Source organism: Mycobacterium sp. 050272 (assembly GCF_039023525.1).
Taxonomy (GTDB): Bacteria; Actinomycetota; Actinomycetes; order Mycobacteriales; family Mycobacteriaceae; genus Mycobacterium.
On sequence record NZ_JBCHKV010000015.1, the window covers coordinates 1 to 22,754 of the forward strand.

The 22,754-nt window shown below is 68.8% G+C and carries 18 protein-coding genes; 16 read left to right on the forward strand and 2 right to left on the reverse strand.

The features are described from left to right. The first annotated feature begins 91 nt into the window (after positions 1-91). The 13 genes from AAHS21_RS23475 to AAHS21_RS23535 all read left to right on the forward strand — a co-directional run bounded on the left by AAHS21_RS23475 (position 92) and on the right by AAHS21_RS23535 (position 15,506). Complete coding sequence (locus AAHS21_RS23475) at positions 92-691, forward strand: DUF177 domain-containing protein (RefSeq protein WP_342929951.1); 600 nt, start codon at positions 92-94, stop codon at positions 689-691. After that, positions 688-1,401, forward strand: a complete 714-nt coding sequence (rnc, locus tag AAHS21_RS23480) for a ribonuclease III (protein ID WP_342929952.1) — start codon at positions 688-690, stop codon at positions 1,399-1,401. Before AAHS21_RS23475 ends, rnc begins: the two co-directional genes overlap by 4 nt. Before the next feature lie 15 nt (positions 1,402-1,416). Then, entirely contained in the window at positions 1,417-2,265 is an 849-nt protein-coding gene (gene mutM / locus AAHS21_RS23485; RefSeq protein WP_342929953.1) for a DNA-formamidopyrimidine glycosylase, read from the forward strand. 86 nt (positions 2,266-2,351) lie between these two features. Then, positions 2,352-2,636 (forward strand): FeoA family protein, encoded by a 285-nt coding sequence (locus tag AAHS21_RS23490; RefSeq protein WP_342929954.1) that lies wholly within the window; start codon positions 2,352-2,354, stop codon positions 2,634-2,636. Continuing rightward, positions 2,633-4,546 (forward strand): ferrous iron transporter B, encoded by a 1,914-nt coding sequence (locus tag AAHS21_RS23495; RefSeq protein WP_342929955.1) that lies wholly within the window; start codon positions 2,633-2,635, stop codon positions 4,544-4,546. The genes AAHS21_RS23490 and AAHS21_RS23495 overlap by 4 nt, the downstream gene beginning before the upstream one ends. Beyond that, positions 4,543-5,106 (forward strand): NifU family protein, encoded by a 564-nt coding sequence (locus AAHS21_RS23500; protein ID WP_342929956.1) that lies wholly within the window; start codon positions 4,543-4,545, stop codon positions 5,104-5,106. Before AAHS21_RS23495 ends, AAHS21_RS23500 begins: the two co-directional genes overlap by 4 nt. A 34-nt stretch (positions 5,107-5,140) precedes the next feature. Then, positions 5,141-5,566: an OsmC family protein gene (locus AAHS21_RS23505; protein ID WP_342929957.1), complete on the forward strand. Its 426-nt coding sequence runs from the start codon at positions 5,141-5,143 to the stop codon at positions 5,564-5,566. Continuing rightward, positions 5,553-5,846, forward strand: coding sequence for an acylphosphatase (locus tag AAHS21_RS23510; RefSeq protein ID WP_342929958.1), 294 nt, complete (start codon positions 5,553-5,555; stop codon positions 5,844-5,846). Before AAHS21_RS23505 ends, AAHS21_RS23510 begins: the two co-directional genes overlap by 14 nt. A 211-nt stretch (positions 5,847-6,057) precedes the next feature. Then, a complete protein-coding gene (smc, locus tag AAHS21_RS23515) occupies positions 6,058-9,657 on the forward strand; it encodes a chromosome segregation protein SMC (RefSeq protein ID WP_342929959.1) in 3,600 nt (1,199 codons plus the stop codon). A gap of 70 nt (positions 9,658-9,727) precedes the next feature. Next, positions 9,728-11,086: a signal recognition particle-docking protein FtsY gene (gene ftsY / locus AAHS21_RS23520; RefSeq protein WP_342929960.1), complete on the forward strand. Its 1,359-nt coding sequence runs from the start codon at positions 9,728-9,730 to the stop codon at positions 11,084-11,086. 158 nt (positions 11,087-11,244) lie between these two features. Next, complete coding sequence (locus AAHS21_RS23525; RefSeq protein WP_096286056.1) at positions 11,245-12,651, forward strand: ammonium transporter; 1,407 nt, start codon at positions 11,245-11,247, stop codon at positions 12,649-12,651. Positions 12,652-12,653: 2 nt separating this feature from the next. After that, complete coding sequence (gene glnB, locus AAHS21_RS23530; RefSeq protein WP_096286058.1) at positions 12,654-12,992, forward strand: nitrogen regulatory protein P-II; 339 nt, start codon at positions 12,654-12,656, stop codon at positions 12,990-12,992. Positions 12,993-13,037: 45 nt separating this feature from the next. Continuing rightward, entirely contained in the window at positions 13,038-15,506 is a 2,469-nt protein-coding gene (locus AAHS21_RS23535; protein WP_342929961.1) for a [protein-PII] uridylyltransferase, read from the forward strand. Between the two features lies 1 nt (position 15,507). Here the strand turns inward: AAHS21_RS23535 and AAHS21_RS23540 are convergent, their stop codons facing one another. Together AAHS21_RS23540 and AAHS21_RS23545 are read right to left on the reverse strand one after the other, a co-directional pair. After that, a complete protein-coding gene (locus AAHS21_RS23540) occupies positions 15,508-17,232 on the reverse strand; it encodes a DEAD/DEAH box helicase (protein ID WP_342929962.1) in 1,725 nt (574 codons plus the stop codon). Positions 17,233-17,385: 153 nt separating this feature from the next. Then, positions 17,386-18,192, reverse strand: coding sequence for an alpha/beta fold hydrolase (locus AAHS21_RS23545; RefSeq protein ID WP_342929963.1), 807 nt, complete (start codon positions 18,190-18,192; stop codon positions 17,386-17,388). Between the two features lie 150 nt (positions 18,193-18,342). Between AAHS21_RS23545 and ffh the strand changes: the two genes are divergently transcribed. The 3 genes from ffh to AAHS21_RS23560 all read left to right on the forward strand — a co-directional run bounded on the left by ffh (position 18,343) and on the right by AAHS21_RS23560 (position 22,749). Continuing rightward, positions 18,343-19,899: a signal recognition particle protein gene (gene ffh / locus AAHS21_RS23550; protein WP_342929964.1), complete on the forward strand. Its 1,557-nt coding sequence runs from the start codon at positions 18,343-18,345 to the stop codon at positions 19,897-19,899. A 13-nt stretch (positions 19,900-19,912) separates the two neighbouring features. Beyond that, positions 19,913-20,983, forward strand: coding sequence for an amidohydrolase family protein (locus AAHS21_RS23555; protein ID WP_342930103.1), 1,071 nt, complete (start codon positions 19,913-19,915; stop codon positions 20,981-20,983). Between the two features lie 65 nt (positions 20,984-21,048). Then, entirely contained in the window at positions 21,049-22,749 is a 1,701-nt protein-coding gene (locus AAHS21_RS23560; protein WP_342929965.1) for a serine/threonine-protein kinase, read from the forward strand. Positions 22,750-22,754 lie beyond the last annotated feature (5 nt).

The following is a 22,754-nucleotide window of genomic DNA, read 5'->3' on the forward strand; positions in this document are numbered from 1 at the left end:
GGTAAGCCGTGTGCGGGAAAACCGCACGCACGGATTGAAAGGGGGATGGGGAAACGGGTCTGCTCTGCAGCCACCGCGCCCCTGACTACCAATGGCGCGCGAACACAGCACTACTGCGCAGCAGCATCCGGCTTCGCCGATGACGGTGGACGTCACCCGACTCGGGCGACGACCGGGATCGATGGTGACGCTACGTCACACCGTGCCCAGCCCGTTGCGCATCGGATTGGACATGATCGCGATCCCGCAGGGCGCTCCGCTGGACATGGATCTACGGGTCCAATCGGTGTCCGAAGGCGTGCTCGTCACCGGGACCGTGTCCGGGCCGACGGTCGGCGAGTGCTCGCGGTGCCTGACCGAGGTGCACGGGAACGTGCAGGTCGGCTTGACCGAACTGTTCGCCTACCCGGACAGCACCACCGAGGCGACCACCGAGGAAGACGAGGTCGGCCGGGTCGTCGACGACCGCATCGACCTCGAGCAGTCGATCATCGACGCCGTCGGACTCGACCTTCCGTTTGCGCCGGTATGCCGACCCGATTGCCCCGGGCTATGCCCGGAGTGCGGCGTGGCGCTGGCCAACGACCCCAGCCACCATCACGACACCATCGATCCGCGATGGGCCAAGCTGGTGGACATGCTCTCCGACGACGATGCCGCGGACTCGGACGCCTCGCGGGGTGACCGGTGACTTCGCGGCAACCTCTGCTCGACGCGCTCGGGGTCGACCTGCCCGAGGAGCTGCTCTCGTTGGCGTTGACCCACCGCAGCTACGCCTACGAACACGGCGGACTGCCGACCAACGAGCGGCTGGAGTTTCTCGGCGACGCCGTGCTGGGCCTGACGGTCACCGACGAGCTCTACCACCGTCATCCCGACCGTTCCGAAGGTGACCTGGCCAAACTGCGCGCCAGTGTCGTCAACACCCAGGCGCTGGCCGACGTCGGGCGGCACCTGTGCGACGGCGGACTGGGCGTCCACCTGCTGCTGGGGCGCGGCGAAGCGAACACCGGCGGGGCCGACAAGTCCAGCATCCTGGCCGACGGCATGGAGTCGCTGCTCGGCGCGATCTACTTGGCGCACGGCATCGAAACCGCACGCGAGGTGATCCTGCGGTTGTTCGGTGCGCTGCTCGACGCCGCGCCGACGCTGGGCGCCGGGCTGGACTGGAAGACCAGCCTGCAAGAGCTCACCGCGGCGCGCGGCATGGGCGCGCCGTCCTACCTGGTCACCTCCACCGGCCCGGACCACGACAAGGAATTCACGGCCGTGGTCGTCGTGATGGAGACCGAGTACGGGTCGGGTGTGGGCCGCTCGAAGAAGGAAGCCGAGCAGAAGGCGGCCGCCGCGACCTGGAAAACGCTGGAAGCGTTGGACACCGCGGGGACGACATCTATCTAAATGGTGCCCGTCTAGATGCCCGAGCTGCCCGAAGTCGAGGTGGTGCGCCGCGGCCTGCAGGCCCATGTCGTGGGCAAGACGATCACCGCGGTTCGGGTGCACCACCCCCGCGCGGTGCGCCGCCACGAGGCCGGCCCCGCCGACCTCACGGCCCGGCTGCTCGACGCGCGGATCGAGGGAACCGACCGGCGCGGCAAGTACCTGTGGCTGCTGCTCGACGGTGATGTCGCGCTGATCGTCCACCTCGGTATGAGCGGGCAGATGCTGCTCGGCAAGGTGCCGCGGGCCGAACACGTCCGGATCTCGGCGCTGCTTGACGACGGGACCGTGCTGAGCTTCGCCGACCAGCGGACCTTCGGCGGCTGGATGCTGGCCGAACTCGTAGAAATCGACGGCAGCGTGGTGCCGCAGCCGGTCGCGCACCTGGCGCGCGACCCGCTGGACCCCCGGTTTGACATCGACGCCGTCGTAAACGTGTTGCGGGGCAAGCATTCTGAAATCAAACGCCAGCTGCTGGATCAACAGGTGGTGTCGGGCATCGGCAATATCTACGCCGACGAAGCGCTGTGGCGGGCCAAAGTTCATGGTGCCCGGGTGGCGGACACGCTGACGCGGCGCCAGCTGACCGCCGTGCTGGACGCCGCCGCGGCGGTGATGGGCGAGGCACTCGCCAAGGGCGGGACCTCGTTCGATTCGTTGTATGTCAACGTCAACGGCCAATCGGGCTACTTCGACCGATCGCTGGATGCCTATGGGCGCGAAGGCGAAAACTGCCGGCGCTGCGGCGCGGTGATCCGCCGCGAGAAGTTCATGAACCGCTCGTCGTTCTACTGTCCGCGGTGTCAGCCCCGCCCACGCCGCTAGGACTTTCTCGCGCAAAGCTGAGGCTATCCTCAGCATCGTGAGGTTATCCTTACCGAGATGATGAACCTCCGGCGTGGGAGCGGGTAATGCGCGATTCGGTGCGAGATGCAGACCGTGTTGCGGATTCGCCCACCGTGCTGGCGCAGCTGTCGCCGGGCGAGCGGGCGACGATCCTGGGCGTGACGCCGGCGGCCTCCACCGTGGTGGCGGGCCGCCTGCGGCAGTTGGGATTTCGGCCGGCCTCCGACGTCCAGGTGATCCGCCGCGCCCCGATGGGTGACCCGACCATCTACCGGGTCCAGGACACCGAACTATGCCTGCGTCGGCGCGAGGCGCGGCTGATCGAGGTCGCCCCCGGGACCGACGCATGACGTCGTGCCACGAAGAAGGCGGCTCCGGGGTCGCCGTTGCGGGCAAGGCACGGATCGCCCTGGTGGGAAGTCCCAACGCGGGCAAGACGTCGGTGTTCAATCACCTGACCGGATTGCGTGCCAAGACCGGTAACTATCCGGGCGTCACCGTCGGGCGCAGCGTCGGCATCACCAAGGTCGACGGCGTCGAGGTCGCCATCGAGGACCTGCCCGGTACCTACAGCCTCGACCCGATCAGCCCGGACGAGCAGGTGGTCTCCGACCTGTTGGGCGGGCAGGTGTACGGCGACGGCCCACCCGACGCGATCGTCATCGTCGCCGACGCCACCACGCTGCACCGCTCGGTGATTCTGCTGGCTCAGGTGCTGCGGCTCGACCTGCCGTGTCTGGTGGTGCTCACCATGACCGACGAGCTGACCGCGCGCGGTGGCGGCATCTCCGTCGACGCGCTGGCGACGGCGCTGGGTGTCCCGGTGGTCGCGGTGGTGGCCAACCGCGGGGTGGGCATCGATACCCTGCGCGCCCAACTGGTGTCGTTCCACCGGTGGCAACGGCCCCCGGTCCTGCCGCCGGGCGATGACGACGCCATCGACAGCTGGGGCAAGTCGGTGCTGGATGCGGCCTATTACCATGCGCCACAACCGGATCGGCGGACGCGACGAATCGACGCCGTAGTACTGCACCCGCTGTGGGGGACCGTGATCTTCTTCGCGGTGATGTTCTGCTTCTTCCAGGTCGTCTTCACCGTCGCCGCGCCCCTGCAGGATCAAGTGGGCGACTGGCTCAACTCGTTGGGCACTCTGGTCAGCAACCATGTCGGCAACTACGTCGTGCGCGGGCTGCTGGGCCAGGGGCTGATCGGCGGCGTCGGAACGGTGCTGCAGTTCATCCCGCAGATCGTGTTGTTGTTCCTGCTGATCGCGCTGCTGGAGAACGTCGGCTACATGGCGCGCGCCGCGTTCCTGATGGACCGGGTGATGGCCTCGACGGGGCTGGAAGGCCGCGCCTTCGTCGCGATGCTCTCGTCGTTCGCCTGCGCCATCCCGGGGATCATGGCCACCCGTACGCTGCCGTCGGCGCGGGACCGAATCGCCACCATCATCACGGCGCCGCTGATGACCTGCTCGGCCAGGCTTCCGGTGTTCACCCTGTTGGTCGGCATACTCGTGTCCCCGAAGACGCACTGGGGCGGGTTGAGCGCCCAGGGCGTCGCGATGTTCGCGCTCTACGTGTGTGGCGGCACCTCCGCACTGATCGCGGCCGCGGTCTTCAAATCGACGATCCTGCGCAGCGATCTGCTGCCGTTCACGATGGAGCTGCCGCCGTACCGGTTCCCGTCACCCAAGAACGTGCTGATCACGATGTGGGATTCGGCGAAGATGTTCTTGCGCAAGGCCGGAACCATCATCCTGGGCACGTCGGTCGTGCTGTGGGTGCTGCTCAATCTGCCGGCGCGCCAAGCCGAGACCGCGAAGATGTCGCCGGCCGACGCGACCGCCTACGTGATGGACCACAGCTTGGCCGCCGATCTCGGCAAGGCGGTCGGGCCGGTGTTCAAGCCGCTCGGATTCGATTGGCACGTCAACATCGCCCTGCTCGGTTCGATGTCGGCCCGCGAAGTGTTCGTGTCCACCCTGGGCCAGGTCGCGGCGGCCGAGAGCCCCGACGATCCGCACGAAGCGCTGGTCTCCTTGACCGACGACGAAGGCCACCAGGTGTTCACCGCGCCGACGGTCATCGCGCTGATGGCGTACTTCATCTATGCGCTGCAATGTATGTCGACCGTTGCGGTGATGCGCCGCGAGACCAACTCGTGGAAATGGCCCGCGGTCGCGTGGTCCTACATGTTCGTTCTGGCCTGGCTGATGGCCTTTGCCGCCCGGTCGGTCGCGATAGCGCTGGGCGCATGATTCCGCTGCACGCCACGGCCACCGAGGACCCGCGCCGGCTGCGCTGGGTGGTCGCGGCCGATCAACTGCCGCCGCGTGGCACGGTCCGGGTCGCTCCGGGCCGGCTGGGCGCCCTGCTGCGGGCCCGTGTGATCGAACAAATCGTGGTGGGTCCCGGCGGCATCCTGATCACGGTGGCCGGCACCTGGCGTGAACTGGGCGACGAGATTCGCGAGGCACTCAGCGAAGCGCTGCGGCACCCGGGGCGTTGGACGGTCGACGAAACCTCGCTTGCCGCAGGCACTTTGGAAGCCGCGGTAACGGAGCTGCTGGCCGGCCCGGTGGGTGCGCTGGCCGCCTCGCACGGCGGATCGATCGAGCTGGTCTCGGTGGTCGGCCATCACGTGACGGTGCGGCTGGCCGGCGCCTGCCACGGATGCCCGGGCGCGTCGGCCACGCTGCGCGACGCGCTGGAGCGCGAGCTGCGCCGGCGCGTCGACGATCAGGTAGTTGTCTCGTCGGAAAACGATTCGCCCTCACCATCTTTCGGCAAAAAGCTGCTGTCGTTGATAGTCCGCTGATCCCGTCTTCGCCCGTCCCCGGTAGAAATGAGCCATGACGGAACTGTGGGTCGAACGCACCGGGACACGCCGCTACACCGGCCATAGCTCGCGGGGCGCGCAGGTTCTCGTCGGCTCCGAGGACGTCGAGGGCGTGTTCACCCCCGGCGAGCTGCTCAAGATCGCGCTCGCCGCATGCAGCGGGATGTCCAGCGATCAGCCGCTGGCCCGCCGGCTCGGCGACGACTACCACGCGGTGGTCCGGGTCTCCGGCGACGCCGACCGTGACGAAGAGGTCTATCCACTGCTGTCCGAAACTCTCGAGCTGGACTTGTCGGGACTGTCCGACGACGACAGAGAACGCCTGGCGGTGGTCGTGAACCGCGCGATCGACCTGGTCTGCACAGTGGGGCGCACCCTGAAGGCGGGTACCACGGTCACGTTCGAGATCGCCTCCGAAACCAAAAATGCCGGGTCCTGACGTCCGGCTCACCGCCTGGGTGCACGGCACGGTCCAGGGTGTGGGTTTTCGCTGGTGGACTCGCTGCCGGGCGCTGGAGCGGGGCCTGACCGGCTACGCCGCCAACCAGGCCGACGGCCGTGTCCTGGTCGTCGCCCACGGGCCGCGGGAGGCCTGCGAGGAATTGCTGGAGCTGCTCGAAGGCGGTCATTCCTGGCCGTCCCGCCCTGGTCGGGTCGACAAGGTCGTCGCCGAGTGGTCGCAGCCGCGGGAGCGATTCGAGGGGTTCGTCGAGCGGTAGGGCCACCACACCTCCGGGCTCACACCGGCGTGGCACCAGAACGCGACGGTCCCGCGGGCGTGACGCGCGCGGCAACGGCGGCCTCGCTCTCAGTGACTGAAGTGGCCACTGTGGCCAGTGCGTCAGAGTGTGAACACCGGGTGTATTTCCAGGGAGCCGACACCCCGCGGTGACGGCGAGTCGGGCGATTTGAGCGGTAGTCTGGCTCGCCGTGTACCTCAAGAGTCTGACGCTGAAGGGCTTCAAGTCCTTCGCTTCGCCGACGACTCTGCGCTTCGAGCCGGGCATCACCGCCGTCGTCGGACCCAACGGCTCCGGCAAATCCAACGTGGTGGACGCGCTGGCGTGGGTGATGGGGGAGCAGGGCGCCAAGACGCTGCGCGGCGGGAAGATGGAAGACGTCATCTTCGCCGGCACCTCGTCGCGTGCCCCGCTGGGCCGCGCCGAAGTCACCGTCACGATCGACAACGCCGACAACGCGTTGCCGATCGAGTACTCCGAAGTGTCGATCACCCGGCGGATGTTCCGCGACGGCGCCAGTGAGTACGAAATCAACGGCACCGGTTGCCGTTTGATGGACGTCCAGGAGCTGCTGAGCGACTCCGGCATCGGCCGCGAGATGCACGTGATCGTGGGACAGGGCAAGCTCGACGAGATCCTGCAGTCGCGGCCCGAGGACCGCCGCGCGTTCATCGAAGAAGCCGCGGGTGTGCTCAAGCACCGCAAGCGCAAGGAAAAGGCGCTGCGCAAGCTTGACGCGATGCAGGCCAACCTGGCGCGCCTGTCCGACCTGACCACCGAGCTGCGGCGCCAGCTCAAACCGCTGGGCCGCCAGGCCGAGGTGGCCCGGCGTGCGGCGACCATCCAGGCCGACCTGCGCGACGCGCGGCTGCGGCTGGCCGCGGACGACCTGGTCAACCGGCAGGTGCAGCGCGACGCGATCTTGGAGGCCGAGGCCACCATGCGCCGCGAGCACGACGAGGCCGCCGGCCGGCTGGCCGTGGCTTCCGAGGAGCTGACCGCGCACGAGACCGCGCTGGCCGAGCTGTCGGTGCGTGCCGAGTCGGTCCAGCACACCTGGTTCGGGCTGTCGGCACTGGCCGAACGGGTGGGCGCCACGGTGCGCATCGCCAGCGAGCGCGCCCAGCACCTGGATCTCGAGCCGGTGGCGACCAGCGACACCGACCCGGATGCACTGGACGCCGAGGCCGAGCAGGTCGCGGCCGCCGAGCGCGAGCTGCTGGCTGAGCTGGATGCCGCCCGGACCCGGCTGGAGACCGCCCGCGCCGAGTTGTCCGAGCGGGAACGTGAGGCCGCCGAGGCCGACCGGGCGCATTTGGCCGCTGTGCGGGCCGAGGCCGACCGTCGCGAAGGCCTCGCCCGGCTGGCCGGTCAGGTCGAGACCATGCGGGCCCGGGTCGAATCGATCGACGACAGCGTCGCGCGGCTGTCCGAGCGCATCGAACACGGCGCCGCCCGTGCGCAGCAGGCCCGCGCGGAGTTCGAAACCGTGCAGGGCCGCGTCGGCGAACTCGATCAGGGCGAGGTCGGCCTGGACGAACACCACGAACGGACGGTCGCCGCGCTGCGGCTGGCCGACGAGCGCGTCGCCGAGCTGCAGGCCAGCGAGCGTGAGGCCGAGCGCCGGGTGGCGTCGCTGCGGGCCCGCATCGATGCGCTCTCGGTCGGGCTCGAGCGTAAGGACGGCGCGGCGTGGCTCACCCAAAACCACGGTGGAGCAGGGCTTTTCGGGCCCGTCGCAAAGCTGGTCAAGGTCCGTTCGGGGTACGAAACGGCACTGGCCGCGGTGTTGGGATCCGCGGCCGACGCGCTGGCCGCCGAAAACATCGGCGCCGCCCGGTCCGCGGTTGCCGCGCTGAAGCAGGCCGACGGCGGCCGCGCTGCGCTGGTCCTGGGAGACTGGCCGGCCGAGCAGCCCCCGCCCGCCGCACCGCTACCCGACGGTGCGCTGTGGGCGCTCGACCTGGTCGAGGCGCCGCAGCGGCTGCGGGGCGCGATGGTCGCCATGCTGTCCGGCGTCGCGGTGGTCGGCGACCTGGGCGCGGCGCTGGATCTGGTCGCGGGCCGGCCGCAGCTGCGCGCGGTCACCCTCGACGGCGACCTGGTCGGCCGCGGCTGGGTGAGCGGCGGTTCGGACCGCAAGCCGTCCACTCTGGAGCTCACCTCGGAGATCGACAAGGCCGGCAGCGAGTTGGCCGCCGCGGAGTCGCAGGTGGCGCAGTTTTCCGCCGCCCTGTCCGGCGCCTTGACCGAGCAGCGCGGGCGCCAAGACTCGGCCGAGCAGGCGCTGGCCGCGCTCAACGAGTCCGACACCGAGATTTCGGCGATGTACGAGCAGCTGGGCCGGCTCGGGCAGGACGCCCGCACCGCCGAGGAGGAGTGGAACCGGCTGCTGCGCCAGCGCGAAGAGCTGGAAGCCGGGCGCGCCCAGACCGTCGAAGAGGTCACCGAACTCGAAACCCGGCTGCGCAATGCCCAGGCCAGCCAGCTCGCCCCCGCGGAAGACCCCGTCGATCGTCAGCGGATCGCCGCCGCGGCCGACACCGCCCGCGGCGTCGAGGTGGAGGCCCGGCTCGCGGTGCGCACCGCCGAGGAACGGGCCAACGCCGTGCGCGGCCGGGCCGATTCGTTGCGCCGCGCGGCCGCCGCGGAACGTGAGGCGCGGGTGCGTGCCCAGCAGGCACACGCCGCGCGATTGCGGGCGGCCGCGGTGGCCGCGGCGGTGGCCGACGCCGGCCGGCTGCTCGCCCAGCGGTTGAACCGGGTGGTGGCCGCCGCCTCGCAGATCCGCGACGCGATGGTCGCCGAACGCGAGGCGCGGTCGACCGCGATGGCGGCGGTGCGCAACGAGGTGCACACGCTGAGCACCCGGGTGGCCACGCTGACCGACTCGCTGCACCGCGACGAGGTGGCCAACGCACAGGCGGCGCTGCGCATCGAGCAGCTCGAACAAATGGTGCTCGAGCAATTCGGCATGAGCCCGGCGGATTTGATCGCCGAGTACGGGCCGGCGATCGCGCTGCCGCCCTCCGAGCTGGAGATGGCCGAGTTCGAGCTGGCCCGCGAGCGCGGCGAGCAGGTCACCGCGCCCGCGCCGATACCGTACGACCGGCCCACCCAGGAGCGGCGGGCCAAGCGCGCCGAGCGGGAACTGGCCGAGCTGGGCCGGGTCAACCCGCTGGCCCTCGAAGAGTTTGCCGCGCTCGAGGAGCGCTACAACTTCCTGTCCACCCAGCTCGAGGACGTCAAGGCGGCCCGCAAGGATCTGCTCGACGTGGTTGCCGACGTCGACGCCCGCATCCTGCAGGTGTTCAGCGAGGCGTTCGTCGACGTAGAGCGCGAATTCCAGGAAGTCTTCACCGTGCTGTTCCCCGGCGGCGAAGGCCGGCTGCGGCTGACCAACCCGGACGACATGCTCACCACCGGCATCGAGGTGGAGGCGCGTCCGCCCGGCAAGAAGATCACCCGGTTGTCTTTGCTGTCCGGCGGCGAGAAGGCACTGACCGCCGTCGCGATGCTGGTCGCGATCTTCCGCGCCCGCCCGTCGCCGTTCTACATCATGGACGAGGTCGAGGCCGCGCTCGACGACACCAACCTGCGCCGCCTGATCTCGCTGTTCGAGCTGCTGCGGGCCCGCTCGCAGCTGCTGATCATCACCCACCAGAAGCCGACCATGGAGGTCGCCGACGCGCTCTACGGTGTCACCATGCAGGGCGACGGCATCACCGCGGTGATCTCGCAGCGCATGCGTGGACAAGAGGTCCAACAGCTCGCCACTACTTCTTCCTAGCGACGCCGGCCGAGCAGGGGCGGCGGCTGCCGCTGTCGGCCGCGCGGTGTGGCCCTGAAACAATGTCTGCGTGTCGCAAGGTCTTTGGATCGCCATCGCCGTCGTTGCCGCCCTGGTTGTCATCGCTGCGCTGGTCCTGGGGCTGACCCGGTACCGCCGCAGGCGGATCAGCCTGACCCGGCCCGAGCCGAGCGCCCTGGACCGATCCGGCGGCTACGTCGCATCGTCGGGCATCACCTTCAGTCAGGGCGCGCCGACGGTCGACACCACCGGCCTGCCCGCGGTGGGCGACGACGCGACCGTCCCGCGCGATGCGCCGCGGCGCACGATTTCCGACGTCCAGCTGCCGGCGCCGGAGGCCGAACCCGAGGCCGTGACGCCGCCGCCGGTCGCTCCGCCGGTTCCGGAGCCGCCCATCGCCCCACCGGTTCCTGAGGCGCCCGTCGCACCACCAGCGCCCCCGGCGCCTGAACCGCAAGCCCCCGCGGCGGCCGAGATCGAGGAGATCGCGCCGACCGAGGGCCGGCTGGAACGCCTGCGCGGGCGGCTGGCGCGGTCCCAGAACGCGCTCGGACGCAGCATGCTGGGCCTGATCGGCGGCGGCGACCTGGACGAAGACTCGTGGCAGGACGTCGAGGACACCCTCCTGGTCGCCGACCTGGGCCCGGTCGTCACCGAATCGGTGGTCTCGCAGCTGCGCAGCCGACTGGCCAGCAGCAACGTCCGCACCGAGGCCGACGCCCGGGCGGTGCTGCGCGACGTGCTGATCAAAGAGCTGAGACCCGAGATGGACCGCTCGATCCGGGCACTGCCGCATGACGACCACCCGTCGGTGTTGCTGGTCGTCGGCGTCAACGGCACCGGCAAAACCACCACGGTCGGCAAACTGGCGCGGGTGCTGGTGGCCGACGGCCGGCGTGTCGTGCTGGGCGCCGCCGACACCTTCCGGGCCGCGGCCGCCGATCAACTGCAGACCTGGGCGTCTCGGGTGGGTGCCGAAGTGGTGCGCGGCGCCGAGGGCTCCGACCCGGCGGCGGTGGCCTTCGATGCCGTCGACAAGGGCATCGACACCGGCGCCGACGTCGTGCTGATCGACACCGCGGGCCGGCTGCACACCAAAGTGGGCCTGATGGACGAGCTCGACAAGGTCAAACGCGTGGTCACCCGGCGTGCCGCCGTGGACGAGGTGTTGCTGGTTCTCGATGCCACGATCGGGCAGAACGGCCTGGCCCAGGCGAAGGTGTTCGCCGAGGTCGTCGACATCACCGGCGCGGTGCTGACCAAGCTCGACGGAACGGCCAAGGGCGGCATCGTTTTCCGGGTGCAGCAGGAACTCGGCGTGCCCGTGAAACTGGTCGGCCTCGGTGAAGGCCCCGACGATTTGGCGCCGTTCGAGCCGGCCGCATTCGTGGACGCCCTGCTCGGCTGAAACCCCTTACACGCGGGCCGTTTCGTTAATGACGCCGAAACATGGTGGCCCCAACTCGGAAACAACCATTGCGCAAGGTTCTGGATCAGGTCATCAGGCACATGTCTGATGCCCCGTTCAGGGCCGACCGGAGGTGATAGCGAGTGAGTTTCCCAGTAATGGGCCAGCCCAATACCGGCGATACCGCATGGATGCTGGCGAGTTCAGCGCTGGTGCTGTTGATGACGCCAGGTTTGGCATTCTTCTATGGCGGCATGGTGCGCGCCAGAAGTGTGCTCAACATGCTGATGATGAGCATCAGCGCCATGGGCGTGGTGACGGTGCTGTGGGTGTTATATGGCTATTCAGTTTCGTTCGGCACTGACGTTGGCAACGTCATGGGAAACCCGACGGAATATTTCGGTCTGAAGGGCCTGATCGGCGGTAACGCCGTGGCCGCCGACCCCACCAAGGGCGTTGCGGCGACCGACATTCCGCTGGCCGGCACGCTGCCCGCGACCGTGTTCGTGGCATTCCAGCTGATGTTCGCGATCATCACCGTCGCCCTGATCTCGGGCGCGGTGTCCGATCGCCTGAAGTTCAGTGCCTGGCTGGTCTTCTCCGGCCTGTGGGCGACGCTGGTCTACTTCCCGGTGGCGCACTGGGTCTTCGCGTTCGACGGCTTCGCCGCCGAGAAGGGTGGCTGGATCGCCAACAAGCTGCACGCGATCGACTTCGCCGGTGGGACCGCGGTCCATATCAACTCCGGTGCCGCGGGTCTGGCGCTGGCGCTGATTCTGGGCAAGCGCAAGGGCTGGCCCACGACGCTGTTCCGCCCGCACAACCTGCCGTTCGTGATGCTCGGCGCGGGCCTGCTGTGGTTCGGCTGGTACGGCTTCAACGCCGGGTCGGCCACCAGCTCCAACGGCGCCGCCGGGTCGACCTTCATGACCACCACGATCGCGACGGCAGCCGCGATGCTGGCCTGGTTGCTCACCGAGCGTATTCGTGACGGACACGCCACGACGCTGGGAGCGGCGTCGGGCATCGTGGCCGGGCTGGTCGCGATCACGCCGTCCTGTTCGTCGGTGAACGCGCTGGGCGCGCTGATCATCGGTCTGGTGGCCGGCGTGCTGTGTGCGCTGGCGGTCGGGCTGAAGTTCAAGTTGGGCTTCGACGACTCGCTCGACGTGGTCGGTGTGCACCTGGTCGGCGGATTGGCGGGCACGCTGCTGGTGGGCCTGCTGGCCGCACCGGAGAGTGTGGCGATCAACGGCGTCACCGGCGTATCCAAGGGATTGTTCTACGGTGGCGGCTGGGATCAGCTGGAACGGCAGGCGGTCGGCGCGTTCAGCGTGCTGTTCTACTCGTTCACCGTGACGATTATCCTGGCGTTGATCCTGAAGTACACCATTGGGCTGCGGCTGAATCCTGAAGCGGAAGCTTCCGGCATCGATGAGGCCGAGCATGCGGAGAGCGGATACGATTTCGCCGTGGCCACGTCGTCAGTCCTTCCCCGTGCCACCCTGCCGGACAGCTCTAACGGACTGGACGTCGCAGTGGCCGAGAAAGTGGAGGCGGAATAATCATGAAGCTGATCACCGCGATCGTGAAGCCGTTCACCCTCGATGACGTGAAGACCAGCCTCGAAGACGCGGGCGTCCTGGGTCTGACCGTCAGCGAAGTCCAGGGTTACGGCCGCCAGAAGGGGCACACCGAGGTTTACCGCGGTGCTGAATACTCGGTCGATTTCGTGCCGAAGGTTCGGATCGAGGTCGTTGTCGATGATTCCGTCGTCGACAAGGTCGTCGACAGCATCGTCCGGGCGGCCCGCACTGGCAAGATCGGTGATGGCAAGGTCTGGGTCAGTCCCGTGGAAACCATTGTGCGAGTGCGCACCGGTGAGCGCGGGACCGATGCGATATGACGCTAGCCGCAAGTTGAGGTTCCAGCCCGGGCGGGCCGGGAGGTTATGAAACCGACCGAGCCCGACCGGGAACCTGGAGCGGACGCCGCGCAGACTCAAATCGCTTCTGGTGCAAGCGATTTGGCCGCTGCGCGGCGTACGCTGCTGTCTGAGGGCAGCGCCCTGCACGCGGCTGAACTGCGGCACGCCTGGCTGGAGCTGCATGAGTCGTGGCTGGCGGCCAAGTCCGCCGAACTCGGGATCACCGATACCAGTGGCTTCGCGCTCGTCGGAGTCGGCGGCCTGGGCCGGCGCGAGCTGCTCCCTTATTCCGATCTCGACTTGATGTTGTTGCACGACAACGTGTCTGACGACGTGCTGCAGCGGGTTGCCGACGGGTTGTGGTATCCGTTGTGGGACGCCAACGTTCGGCTCGACCACAGCGTGCGCACGGTTTCGGGAACACTCGGTGTCGCCAACGGCGACATGATCGCCGCCCTTGGCCTGCTGGACGCCCGCCACATAGCCGGTGACCCCGCGTTGTCCGAAGAGTTGATTGCCGGCGCAAGAAAGCAGTGGCGCACCGCAATTCGCTCTCGTATGGACGAGCTGGTCGAGATGACCAACGCTCGCTGGCTGCGCTGTGGCCGGATCGCGCAACGTGCCGAGCCCGATCTGAAATCAGGCCGCGGCGGCCTGCGCGACGTCCAATTGCTCGACGCGCTGGGTGTGGCCCAACTGATCGACCGCCGCGGCATGAGTCGCCCGGAGATCCCGGGCGGTTCGCTCGATGACGCGTATCTGACGCTGCTCGACGTGCGCACCGAACTGCATCGGGTGTCGGGCCGCGGACGCGACCAGCTGCTGGCTCAGTTCGCCGATGAAATCAGCGCCGCCCTGTACATGGGTGATCGATTCAGCCTGGCGCGCACGCTTTCCGACGCCGGCCGTACGATCGCGTACCACGCCGAGACCGGACTGCGGACCGCGCAAAACGCGCTGCCGCGCCGCGGCATCACCGCCTTGGTCCGACGCCCCAAGCGGCGACCGCTGGATGAGGGCGTGGTCGAGTATGACGGCGAAATCGTGCTGGCCCGCGAGGCGCAACCGCAAACCGATGCCGGACTGGTGCTCCGGGTGGCGGCCGCGTCGGCCGACACGGGCCTGCCCATCGGTGCTGCGACGCTGAGCCGGCTGGCCGCCAGCGTCCCCGACTTGCCGACACCGTGGCCGCGGGAGGCGCTGGACGACCTGCTGGTGGTGCTGTTGGCCGGCCCCACGATGGTCAACACGATCGAGGCACTGGACCGTACCGGCTTGTGGAGCAAGCTCTTTCCCGAATGGGACGCGGTGCGCGACCTTCCGCCACGCGATGTGTCCCATGTGTGGACGGTGGACCGCCACATCGTCGAGACCGCCGTCAACGCGGCACCGCTGACAACGCGTGTCGCGCGATCGGACCTGCTCGCGATCGGCGCGCTGCTGCATGACATCGGAAAGGGCCGCGGCGTGGACCATTGTGTGTTCGGAGCCGATTTGGTGCCGCCCATCGGCGAGCGGCTGGGGCTGGAACCCCGCGACATCGAGACACTGGCGGGCATGGTCCGCCACCATCTGCTGCTGCCCATCACGGCCACCCGAAGCGATCTCAACGATCCGAAAACCATTGCGTCCGTTGCGCAGGCGTTGGGCGGGGATCTACAACTGCTGGAGCTGCTGCACGCGCTCGCCGAGGCCGACTCGAAGGCCACCGGACCGGGGGTGTGGAGTGACTGGAAAGCCTCGCTGATGCAGGACCTGGTGCGCCGCTGTCGGTTGGTGATGGTGGGTGAACCGCTGCCGCAAGCCGAACCGACTGCGCCACATTATCTTTCGCTGGCGGCCAGCCACGGTGTACACGTGGAGATCAACGGTGGGGAGTCCGAGCGTCTGCACACGGTGATGGTCGCACCGGACAAGCGGGGGCTGGTATCGAAGGCCGCCGCGGTGCTGGCACTGAATTCGCTGCGGATCCATTCCGCGACGGTCACCACGCACGAGGGCGTCGCGATCGCCGAGTTCGTGGTGTCACCGCTGTTCGGCTCGCCGCCCGAAGCGGGCCTGCTGCGCCAGCAGTTCGTCGGCGCCCTGGCCGGCGACGTCGATGTCCTTGGCGCGCTGGAAAAGCGCGACACCGATGCCGCCAACTCGGCAATGGCCCGGGCGGGGGAGATACAGGTGGGGGCGCCGCTGACCCGGTCTACCGCCCCGCCGCGCATCCTGTGGCTGGACGCCGCCGCGCCCGGGCACCTCGTCGTCGAGGTGCGCGCGATGGACCGGCTCGGGCTGCTGGCGTTGCTGGCCCAGGCACTCGAGCGGGCGGGAGCAGATATCGCCTGGGCGAAGGTCAATACGTTCGGATCGACGGCTGCCGACGTGTTCTGTGTGACCATGCCGGGCGACTCCGAAGATGCGCACGCCGAGGTGGAGAAGCAATTGCTGGCGGTGCTGGGCGCCTCCGCGGACGCGGTGGTCGACGAGCCCGTCACCGAGTGAACTACGCCAGCTCCGAATTCAGTTGGCGCAGCGCCACAATGCGGTCCTTGAGCTGATCGCGGGTCGCCGCGGCGATCGGCGGTCCGCCGCAACGGCGGCGCAGTTCGTTGTGGATCCAGCCGTGCGGCTTGCCGGTGCGGTGATGGGCGACCGACACCAGACTGTTGAGTTCGCGGCGCAGCTCACGCAGCTGGCCGTGCATGGCCCCCGGCCCCGAGGGCGCCGGTGCGGATTGGCCGGAGGCGGCGCGCTTCTGCAGTTGCTCGTCCTGGCGGCGATGCAGCAGCGCCCGCATCTGGGTGGCGTCGAGCAAACCCGGGATGCCGAGGTAGTCGGCCTCCTCGTCGCTTCCTGCCGCGGCGGCGGTGCCGAAGGAGGACCCGTCGAAGATGACCTGATCCAATTCGGCGTCGGCGCCCAGCGACGTGAAACCCTTTTCCAGGTCTGTCTTTTCGTTCTGCTCCCGGACGGCGGGATCGGCGAGCAGGGGATCGTCAAGCGACTCCCGGTGCGGTTCGCCGAGCACGTGATTGCGCTCGGCTTCCAACTCGCTGGCCAGCATCAGCAAGTTGGGCACCGACGGCACGAAGATGCTCGCGGTCTCGCCCGGGCGCCGCGACCGCACGAAGCGCCCGATGGCCTGGGCGAAGAACAGCGGCGTCGAGGCGCTGGTGGCGTAGATCCCGACCGACAGCCGGGGCACGTCGACACCTTCGGAGACCATCCGCACCGCGACCAGCCAGCGTGAGGTGCTCTCGGAGAATTCGGAGATCCGCTCCGACGATCCGGGATCGTCGGAGAGCACCAGCGTCGGCGCTTCGCCGGTCAGCCTCGTCAGCAGGGTCGCATACGCGCGGGCCGCGGTCTGATCCGACGCGATGATCATGCCGCCGGCGTCGGGCACATGGGTGCGCAGCTGACGCAGCCGCTGATCCGCGGCGGTGATCACCGCGGGCATCCATTCGCCGGCGGGGTCCAGCGCGGTGCGCCATGCCCGCGCGGTCTGCTCGGCCGACAGCGGCTCGCCGAGGCGCGCTTCATGCTCCTCGCCGGCGCTGTCGCGCCAGCGCGCTTGCCCGGAGTAGGCGAGAAACACCACCGGGCGCACCACCCCGTCGGCCAGCGCTTCGGCATAGCCGTAGGTGTGGTCGGCCTGCGAACGGCGAATCCCGTCCGCGCCCGATTCGTAGCTGACGAACGGGATGGGGCTGTCGTCGCTGCGAAACGGGGTGCCCGTCAAGGCAAGTCGGCGTGTCGCGTCGCTGAATGCTTCACGGATGGCGTCGCCCCAGGTCTTGGCGTCACCGCCGTGGTGGATCTCGTCGAAGACGACCAGCGTCTTGCGCTGCTCGGTGCGGACCCGGTGCAGCGTCGGATGCGAGGCGACCTGGGCGTAGGTGACCATCACGCCGTGATACTCCGGCGAGGTCGCCGCGCTGGTGTTGGAGAATCGCGGGTCCAGGTATATGCCGTGCCGCAGCGCCGCCTGCGCCCACTGCACCTTGAGGTGCTCGGTGGGCACCACGACGGTGATCTGCTCGACGACACGACTGCTCAGCAGTTCGGCGATCACCCGCAACGCGAACGTCGTCTTCCCGGATCCGGGGGTGGCCACGGCCAGGAAGTCGCGCGGCGAGTCGGCCACGTATTTCACCAGCGCGCGGCGCTGCCAGCCGCGCAGCGGTCGCGTGTCGATTCCAACGCTCGCGTCAGCGACCGGCTGCATCGACACGACTCCCCTCCGGCGCGCCGTTTCCAGGTCGCGCGCTCTTAGTCTTAGGCCCCGGCCCGCGATGCTAACCGGTGTGAAGGCGGGTGTGAAATGTAGCATGGCAACGCTTTTCGGCGTTGGAACGACTCGACAGAGACGAAAGCCAGGTTATCCGGAAAGCCGTGCAGGGCCCGCAAAATCGCGGGCCTGCAGCCAGGAATTTATCCGCGCGGCGACATCGGCCCAGCCCGGTTCGAGCATCATGTTGTGGCCCATCGCGAAGAACTCCGGCTCGGTGCCGTAGGCCCGCGCCGTGGCGCGCACCTCCTCGACGCTGACGAACCCGTCGTACAGCGCGCCCAGGACCAGGATCGGCGTGTTCACCCGCCGGGTCCTGACGCGGCGCAACACCGGATCGGTCATGGCGGCGCGAACGCTCTCGGCTCCGGCGCGAAGACGGCAGGATTCGACGATGGCCTCGGGCGTGTCGGCGCAGAACAAGTACTCGCGGGTCAGTTCCGGGGTGGCCAGGAATTTCAGCAGCGTCGGGTCGCTCCAGGCCTCCAGGGTCATCGACGGCCGGCGCCGCCACACCCGGATTGCCAGGCTGAGCACGCCCGTCGGCGGCACCGAGCCCAGCAGCACCGCGGCCGGGGCGCTGCGCTCTTCGAGGTAGCGCTGGATCACGAAACCGCCCAGGGAATGGCCGATCAGCACCGGCCGGCCACCCAGGTCGTCGGCCACCGACTGGAGATCATCCAGGTAGTCGGCGATGGAAACCTTGGACAGGGGCTTGGCTGTGGGGCTGGTGCCGTGCCCGCGCAAGCTGATCGACACCGCGCGATAGCCCGCGTCGGCGAAGTAGTCCAGGAAGTGGTCGTCCCAGCACCACGCGCCATGCCAGCCGCCGTGCACGAAGAGCAACGGCACCGGATGGTCCGGGCTGCAGGATCCCTTGTCGATTACCTCGAGCATCTGCTGACATTTGCTGGCCGCGGCCGCGGCGTCAAGGTCTTGACCCGCTCATCGGGCGTCACGCCAGCGTGGCTTTGACCGACGACAGTCACGCCGGCGTGACGCTCGCGCCCGTGGAGGGTGCCCATCGGACTCCAGTAGCCTGTTGGGGTGTTTGAATCGCTCTCCGACCGGTTGACCGGTGCCTTAGCAGGGCTGCGCGGCAAAGGTCGACTGACCGACGCCGACATCGATGCCACCACCCGCGAAATCCGTCTCGCGCTGCTGGAAGCCGACGTCTCACTTCCCGTCGTGCGGGCCTTCGTCGCCCGGATCAAGGAGCGCGCCCGGGGTGCCGAGGTGTCCGGTGCCCTCAACCCGGCGCAGCAGGTCGTCAAGATCGTCAACGAAGAACTGATCGGCATCCTCGGCGGCGAGACCCGGCAACTGGCGTTCGCGAAGACGCCGCCGACCGTCATCATGCTCGCCGGCCTGCAGGGTTCCGGTAAGACCACGCTGGCCGGGAAGCTGGCCGCCTGGTTGCGCGGCCAGGGCCACACGCCGCTGCTGGTGGCCTGTGACCTGCAACGCCCCGCCGCGGTGAACCAGCTGCAGGTTGTCGGTCAGCGCGCCGGGGTGCCGGTCTTCGCGCCGCATCCGGGAGAGTCCCCGGGCTCCGGCCCCGGTGACCCGGTCGCCGTCGCCTCGGCCGGGCTCGCCGAAGCCCGCGCCAAGCACCACGACGTGGTGATCGTCGACACCGCCGGCCGTCTGGGTATCGACGACGAGCTGATGAGCCAGGCCGCGGCCATCCGCGACGCCGTCGATCCCGACGAAGTGATCTTCGTGCTCGACGCGATGATCGGTCAGGACGCGGTCACCACCGCCGAAGCGTTCCGCGAGGGTGTCGGCTTCACCGGTGTGGTGCTGACCAAGCTCGACGGCGACGCGCGCGGTGGTGCCGCGTTGTCGGTCCGCGAGGTCACCGGCGTCCCAATCCTTTTCGCGTCCACCGGCGAGAAGCTGGAAGACTTCGACGTCTTCCACCCGGACCGGATGGCCAGCCGCATCCTCGGCATGGGCGACGTGCTCAGCCTGATCGAACAGGCCGAGCAGGTCTTCGACGCCGAGCAGGCCGAAGCCGCCGCGGCCAAGATCGGGTCCGGCGAGCTGACCCTCGAGGACTTCCTCGAACAGATGCTCGCGATCCGCAAGATGGGCCCGATCGGCAACCTGCTGGGCATGCTGCCCGGCGCCGGGCAGATGAAGGACGCGCTGGCCGAGGTCGACGACCGCCAGCTCGATCGGTTGCAGGCCATCATCCGCGGGATGACGCCCCAGGAGCGCGCCGATCCCAAGATCATCAACGCCTCGCGGCGACTGCGCATCGCCAACGGTTCGGGCGTGACGGTGTCCGAGGTCAATCAGCTGGTCGACCGCTTCTTCGAAGCCCGCAAGATGATGTCGTCGATGCTGGGCGGCATGGGCATCCCGGGGATGGGCCGCAAGTCCATCAACCGAAAAGGCAAGGGAGCCAAAGGCAAGAAGGGTAAGAAGGGAGGCCGCGGTCCGACGCCACCCAAGGCCCGCAACCCGCTGATGCAGGGCATGCCGGGCATGCCCGCCGGATTCCCCGATCTGTCCCAGATGCCCGACGGCCTCAACGAACTGCCGCCCGGTCTGGCGGACTTCGACCTGTCCAAGCTGAAGTTCCCGGGCAAGAAGTAGCCGCGCGGTGCCCATGCGCGTGCGGGGTCGGGGCCTGCCCGACGAGGCCCCGGTCGAACTGTGGATCGTCGACGGTCAGATCAGCACCGAACAGGTCGCCGGGGCCGACACCGTTTTCGATGGCGGCTGGATCCTGCCCGGGTTGGTGGACGCCCACTGTCACGTCGGCCTCGGCCACGACGGCGAGATCCCCCTCGAGGACGCGATCGAACAGGCCGAGGCCGAGCGCGAGGTCGGTGCCCTGCTGCTGCGCGACTGCGGCTCGCCGACCGACACCCGCAGCCTTGACGACCACGACGACCTGCCGCGCATCATCCGCGCCGGAAAGCACATCGCGCGGCCCAAGCGCTACCAGGCGGGCTTCTCGGTCGAGCTCGAAGACGAATCGCAGCTGCCGGACGCGGTGGCGGTCGAAGCCCGGCGCGGCGACGGCTGGATCAAGCTGGTCGGCGACTGGATCGACCGCGGTGTCGGCGATCTCGCGCCGCTGTGGTCCGACGACGTGCTCAAGGCGGCGATCGACACCGCGCACGCGCATGGTGCCCGCGTCACCGCGCACGTCTTCAGCGATGAGGCGATGCCGGGGCTGATCAAGGCCGGGATCGACTGCATCGAGCACGGCACCGGGCTCACCGACGAGACCATCGAGCTGATGCTCGAGCACGGAACCGTACTGGTGCCCACCCTGATCAATATCTTCGACAATTTCCCGGGCATCGCCGACGCCGCGAAGCGCTACCCGACCTATGCCGCGCACATGCGCGATCTGTATGCGCGCTGCCCCGAGCGGATCGCCGCCGCCGTGGATGCCGGCGTGCCCATCTATGCCGGAAGCGACGCCGGCACGATGATCGCGCATGGCCGGATCGTCGACGAGGTCGAGGCTCTGACGAAGGTCGGAATGAGTCCGACCGATGCGCTGGGTGCCGCGTGCTGGGATGCCCGGCGCTGGCTGGGCCGTTCCGGCCTGCAGCACGGGGCGTCCGCGGATCTGGTCTGCTACGCGCAAGACCCGCGCAACGGCCCCGGTGTCTTGTCCCAACCCGACCTGGTGATCCTGCGCGGCAACGTCTTTCGGCCTTGACACGGGCCGCGTTCCGTCAGGACGCCTGACCAGCGAGGCGCCGCGGCGGCGGATAGAATGACCCGATGGCGTTGGCCAGCGGCGCGGTTTTTGCCGGTTATACCGTCGCTCGAAGGCTCGGATCCGGGGTGACTGGAGATGTCTACCTTGTTCAGGATCCTCGTTCGGCGCGCTGGCAGGCACTGAAAGTTCTTTCCCCGGCGCTGTCGTCGGACCGCCAGTTCCGCCGGGATTTTCTGTCCGAGACCCCGACGGTGTCGAGCCTGCATCACGAGCACATCGTGGAGGTGCACGACCGCGGCGATTACGACGGACAGCTGTGGATCGCGATGGACTACGTCGAGGGCGGCAACGCCGCGCAACTGCTCAAGGACCGATTCCCGGCGGTGTGGCCGGTCGGAGAAGTGCTGGCGATCATCACCGCGGTGGCCGACGCACTGGACTATGCGCACCAGCGCGGTTTGCTGCATCGCGACGTCAAGCCGGCCAACATTCTGCTGACCAACCCCTCCGACGGCGAGCAACGGATTTTGTTGTCGGACTTCGGAGTGGCCCGCCCACTGGGCGAGCACTCCGGCGTGATCGGCTCGCATGTCCCGGTCGGCACCGTGGGCTACGCCGCGCCCGAGCAGTTGATGGGAGCCGACGTCGATCGGCGCGCCGACCAGTATGCGTTGGCGGCGACGGCATTTCACCTGTTGACGGGCGCGCCGCCGACCGAGTACCTCAGCCCGTCCGCCGCGCTGCGCGAGCTGCTGGAAGGTGCACCGCGCAAACTCAGCGACCAGCGCCCGGAATTGGCGCAGCTGGATCATGTGTTCGCGCGGGCGCTGGCCAAATGGCCCGCCGACCGGTTTTCCAGTTGCCGAGAGTTCGCCGAGGCCGCCAATGCACTGTTCGCGACCCAGCGGGCAGATCGCAGTCCCGAGGCTGTTCTTGTCCTCGACTACCCGGCCTTCGGGTGGCCCGACGACGAGGACACCGCGAGCACCGAACCGGCCGTATCCGATGCCGAGGCACCGGCCGCGTTGCCGACGCGGCGCAGGCCCCGCAAAATCGTCGTCGGCGCCGCCGCGATCCTGCTGCTGATCGCGTTGTTCGCGTTCGGCCTCATCACCGGGCGAAAGATGGAGTCGACCGCGGCGCGCGGGGCAAGCGTCCCCTCCAGCGCGCCCGCCCCGGCCGCCGTGCCGCCGCCCACCACCCCGTCCGGCCCGCCCACTGCGCTGGACGGTACCTATCGCCTCGACGCGCAGCGGTCCAAGGAGACCTTCGACTACACGCCGAGCCCGCAACCGCCGGACGTCTCGACCTGGTGGGCATTGCGCTCGTCGTGCACGCCGTCGTACTGCTCGGCCGCGGCGGTACTGCTGGACAACAACGACCACACCCAGCTGGCCAACTCCGGCGGTCGCCCGGTCATTTTTCAGTTCACCGACGGCCAATGGCAGGCGCGGCCGGAAACGGTGCCGTTCCCGTGCGTGGGGCCGACCGGGTTGGCCAAGTCGCAGACCACGGTGCAGACGCTGGCGTTACGGCCCAACCCGCAGGGAGACCTCGTCGGTGAAATGGATCTCGTCGTGCAGACCGACGAGTGTGGTCAGCGCGGATCGGTGATCCGGGTTCCCGCGACGCTGACCCGCACCGCCGACACCCCGTCCGGCGTCTATGTGCCGGACCCCGTCTCGGTCCCCGAGCCCACCGGCCTGCTCACCCCCGCGCCCGCAGCGCCCGGCGCCCCGAAGCCGACCAAGCCGGGCAGATGATCCCG

Coding starts and splice junctions, on each gene's coding strand:
- AAHS21_RS23495 (WP_342929955.1), top strand. CDS start 2,633: ATGACGTCGTGCCACGAAGAAGGCGGCTCCGGGGTCGCCGTTGCGGGC.
- AAHS21_RS23505 (WP_342929957.1), top strand. CDS start 5,141: ATGACGGAACTGTGGGTCGAACGCACCGGGACACGCCGCTACACCGGC.
- AAHS21_RS23500 (WP_342929956.1), top strand. CDS start 4,543: ATGATTCCGCTGCACGCCACGGCCACCGAGGACCCGCGCCGGCTGCGC.
- AAHS21_RS23490 (WP_342929954.1), top strand. CDS start 2,352: ATGCGCGATTCGGTGCGAGATGCAGACCGTGTTGCGGATTCGCCCACC.
- AAHS21_RS23535 (WP_342929961.1), top strand. CDS start 13,038: ATGAAACCGACCGAGCCCGACCGGGAACCTGGAGCGGACGCCGCGCAG.
- AAHS21_RS23540 (WP_342929962.1), bottom strand. CDS start 17,232: ATGCAGCCGGTCGCTGACGCGAGCGTTGGAATCGACACGCGACCGCTG.
- AAHS21_RS23560 (WP_342929965.1), top strand. CDS start 21,049: ATGGCGTTGGCCAGCGGCGCGGTTTTTGCCGGTTATACCGTCGCTCGA.
- mutM (WP_342929953.1), top strand. CDS start 1,417: ATGCCCGAGCTGCCCGAAGTCGAGGTGGTGCGCCGCGGCCTGCAGGCC.
- AAHS21_RS23525 (WP_096286056.1), top strand. CDS start 11,245: ATGGGCCAGCCCAATACCGGCGATACCGCATGGATGCTGGCGAGTTCA.
- AAHS21_RS23545 (WP_342929963.1), bottom strand. CDS start 18,192: ATGCTCGAGGTAATCGACAAGGGATCCTGCAGCCCGGACCATCCGGTG.
- glnB (WP_096286058.1), top strand. CDS start 12,654: ATGAAGCTGATCACCGCGATCGTGAAGCCGTTCACCCTCGATGACGTG.
- AAHS21_RS23555 (WP_342930103.1), top strand. CDS start 19,913: ATGCGCGTGCGGGGTCGGGGCCTGCCCGACGAGGCCCCGGTCGAACTG.
- AAHS21_RS23510 (WP_342929958.1), top strand. CDS start 5,553: ATGCCGGGTCCTGACGTCCGGCTCACCGCCTGGGTGCACGGCACGGTC.
- AAHS21_RS23475 (WP_342929951.1), top strand. CDS start 92: ATGGCGCGCGAACACAGCACTACTGCGCAGCAGCATCCGGCTTCGCCG.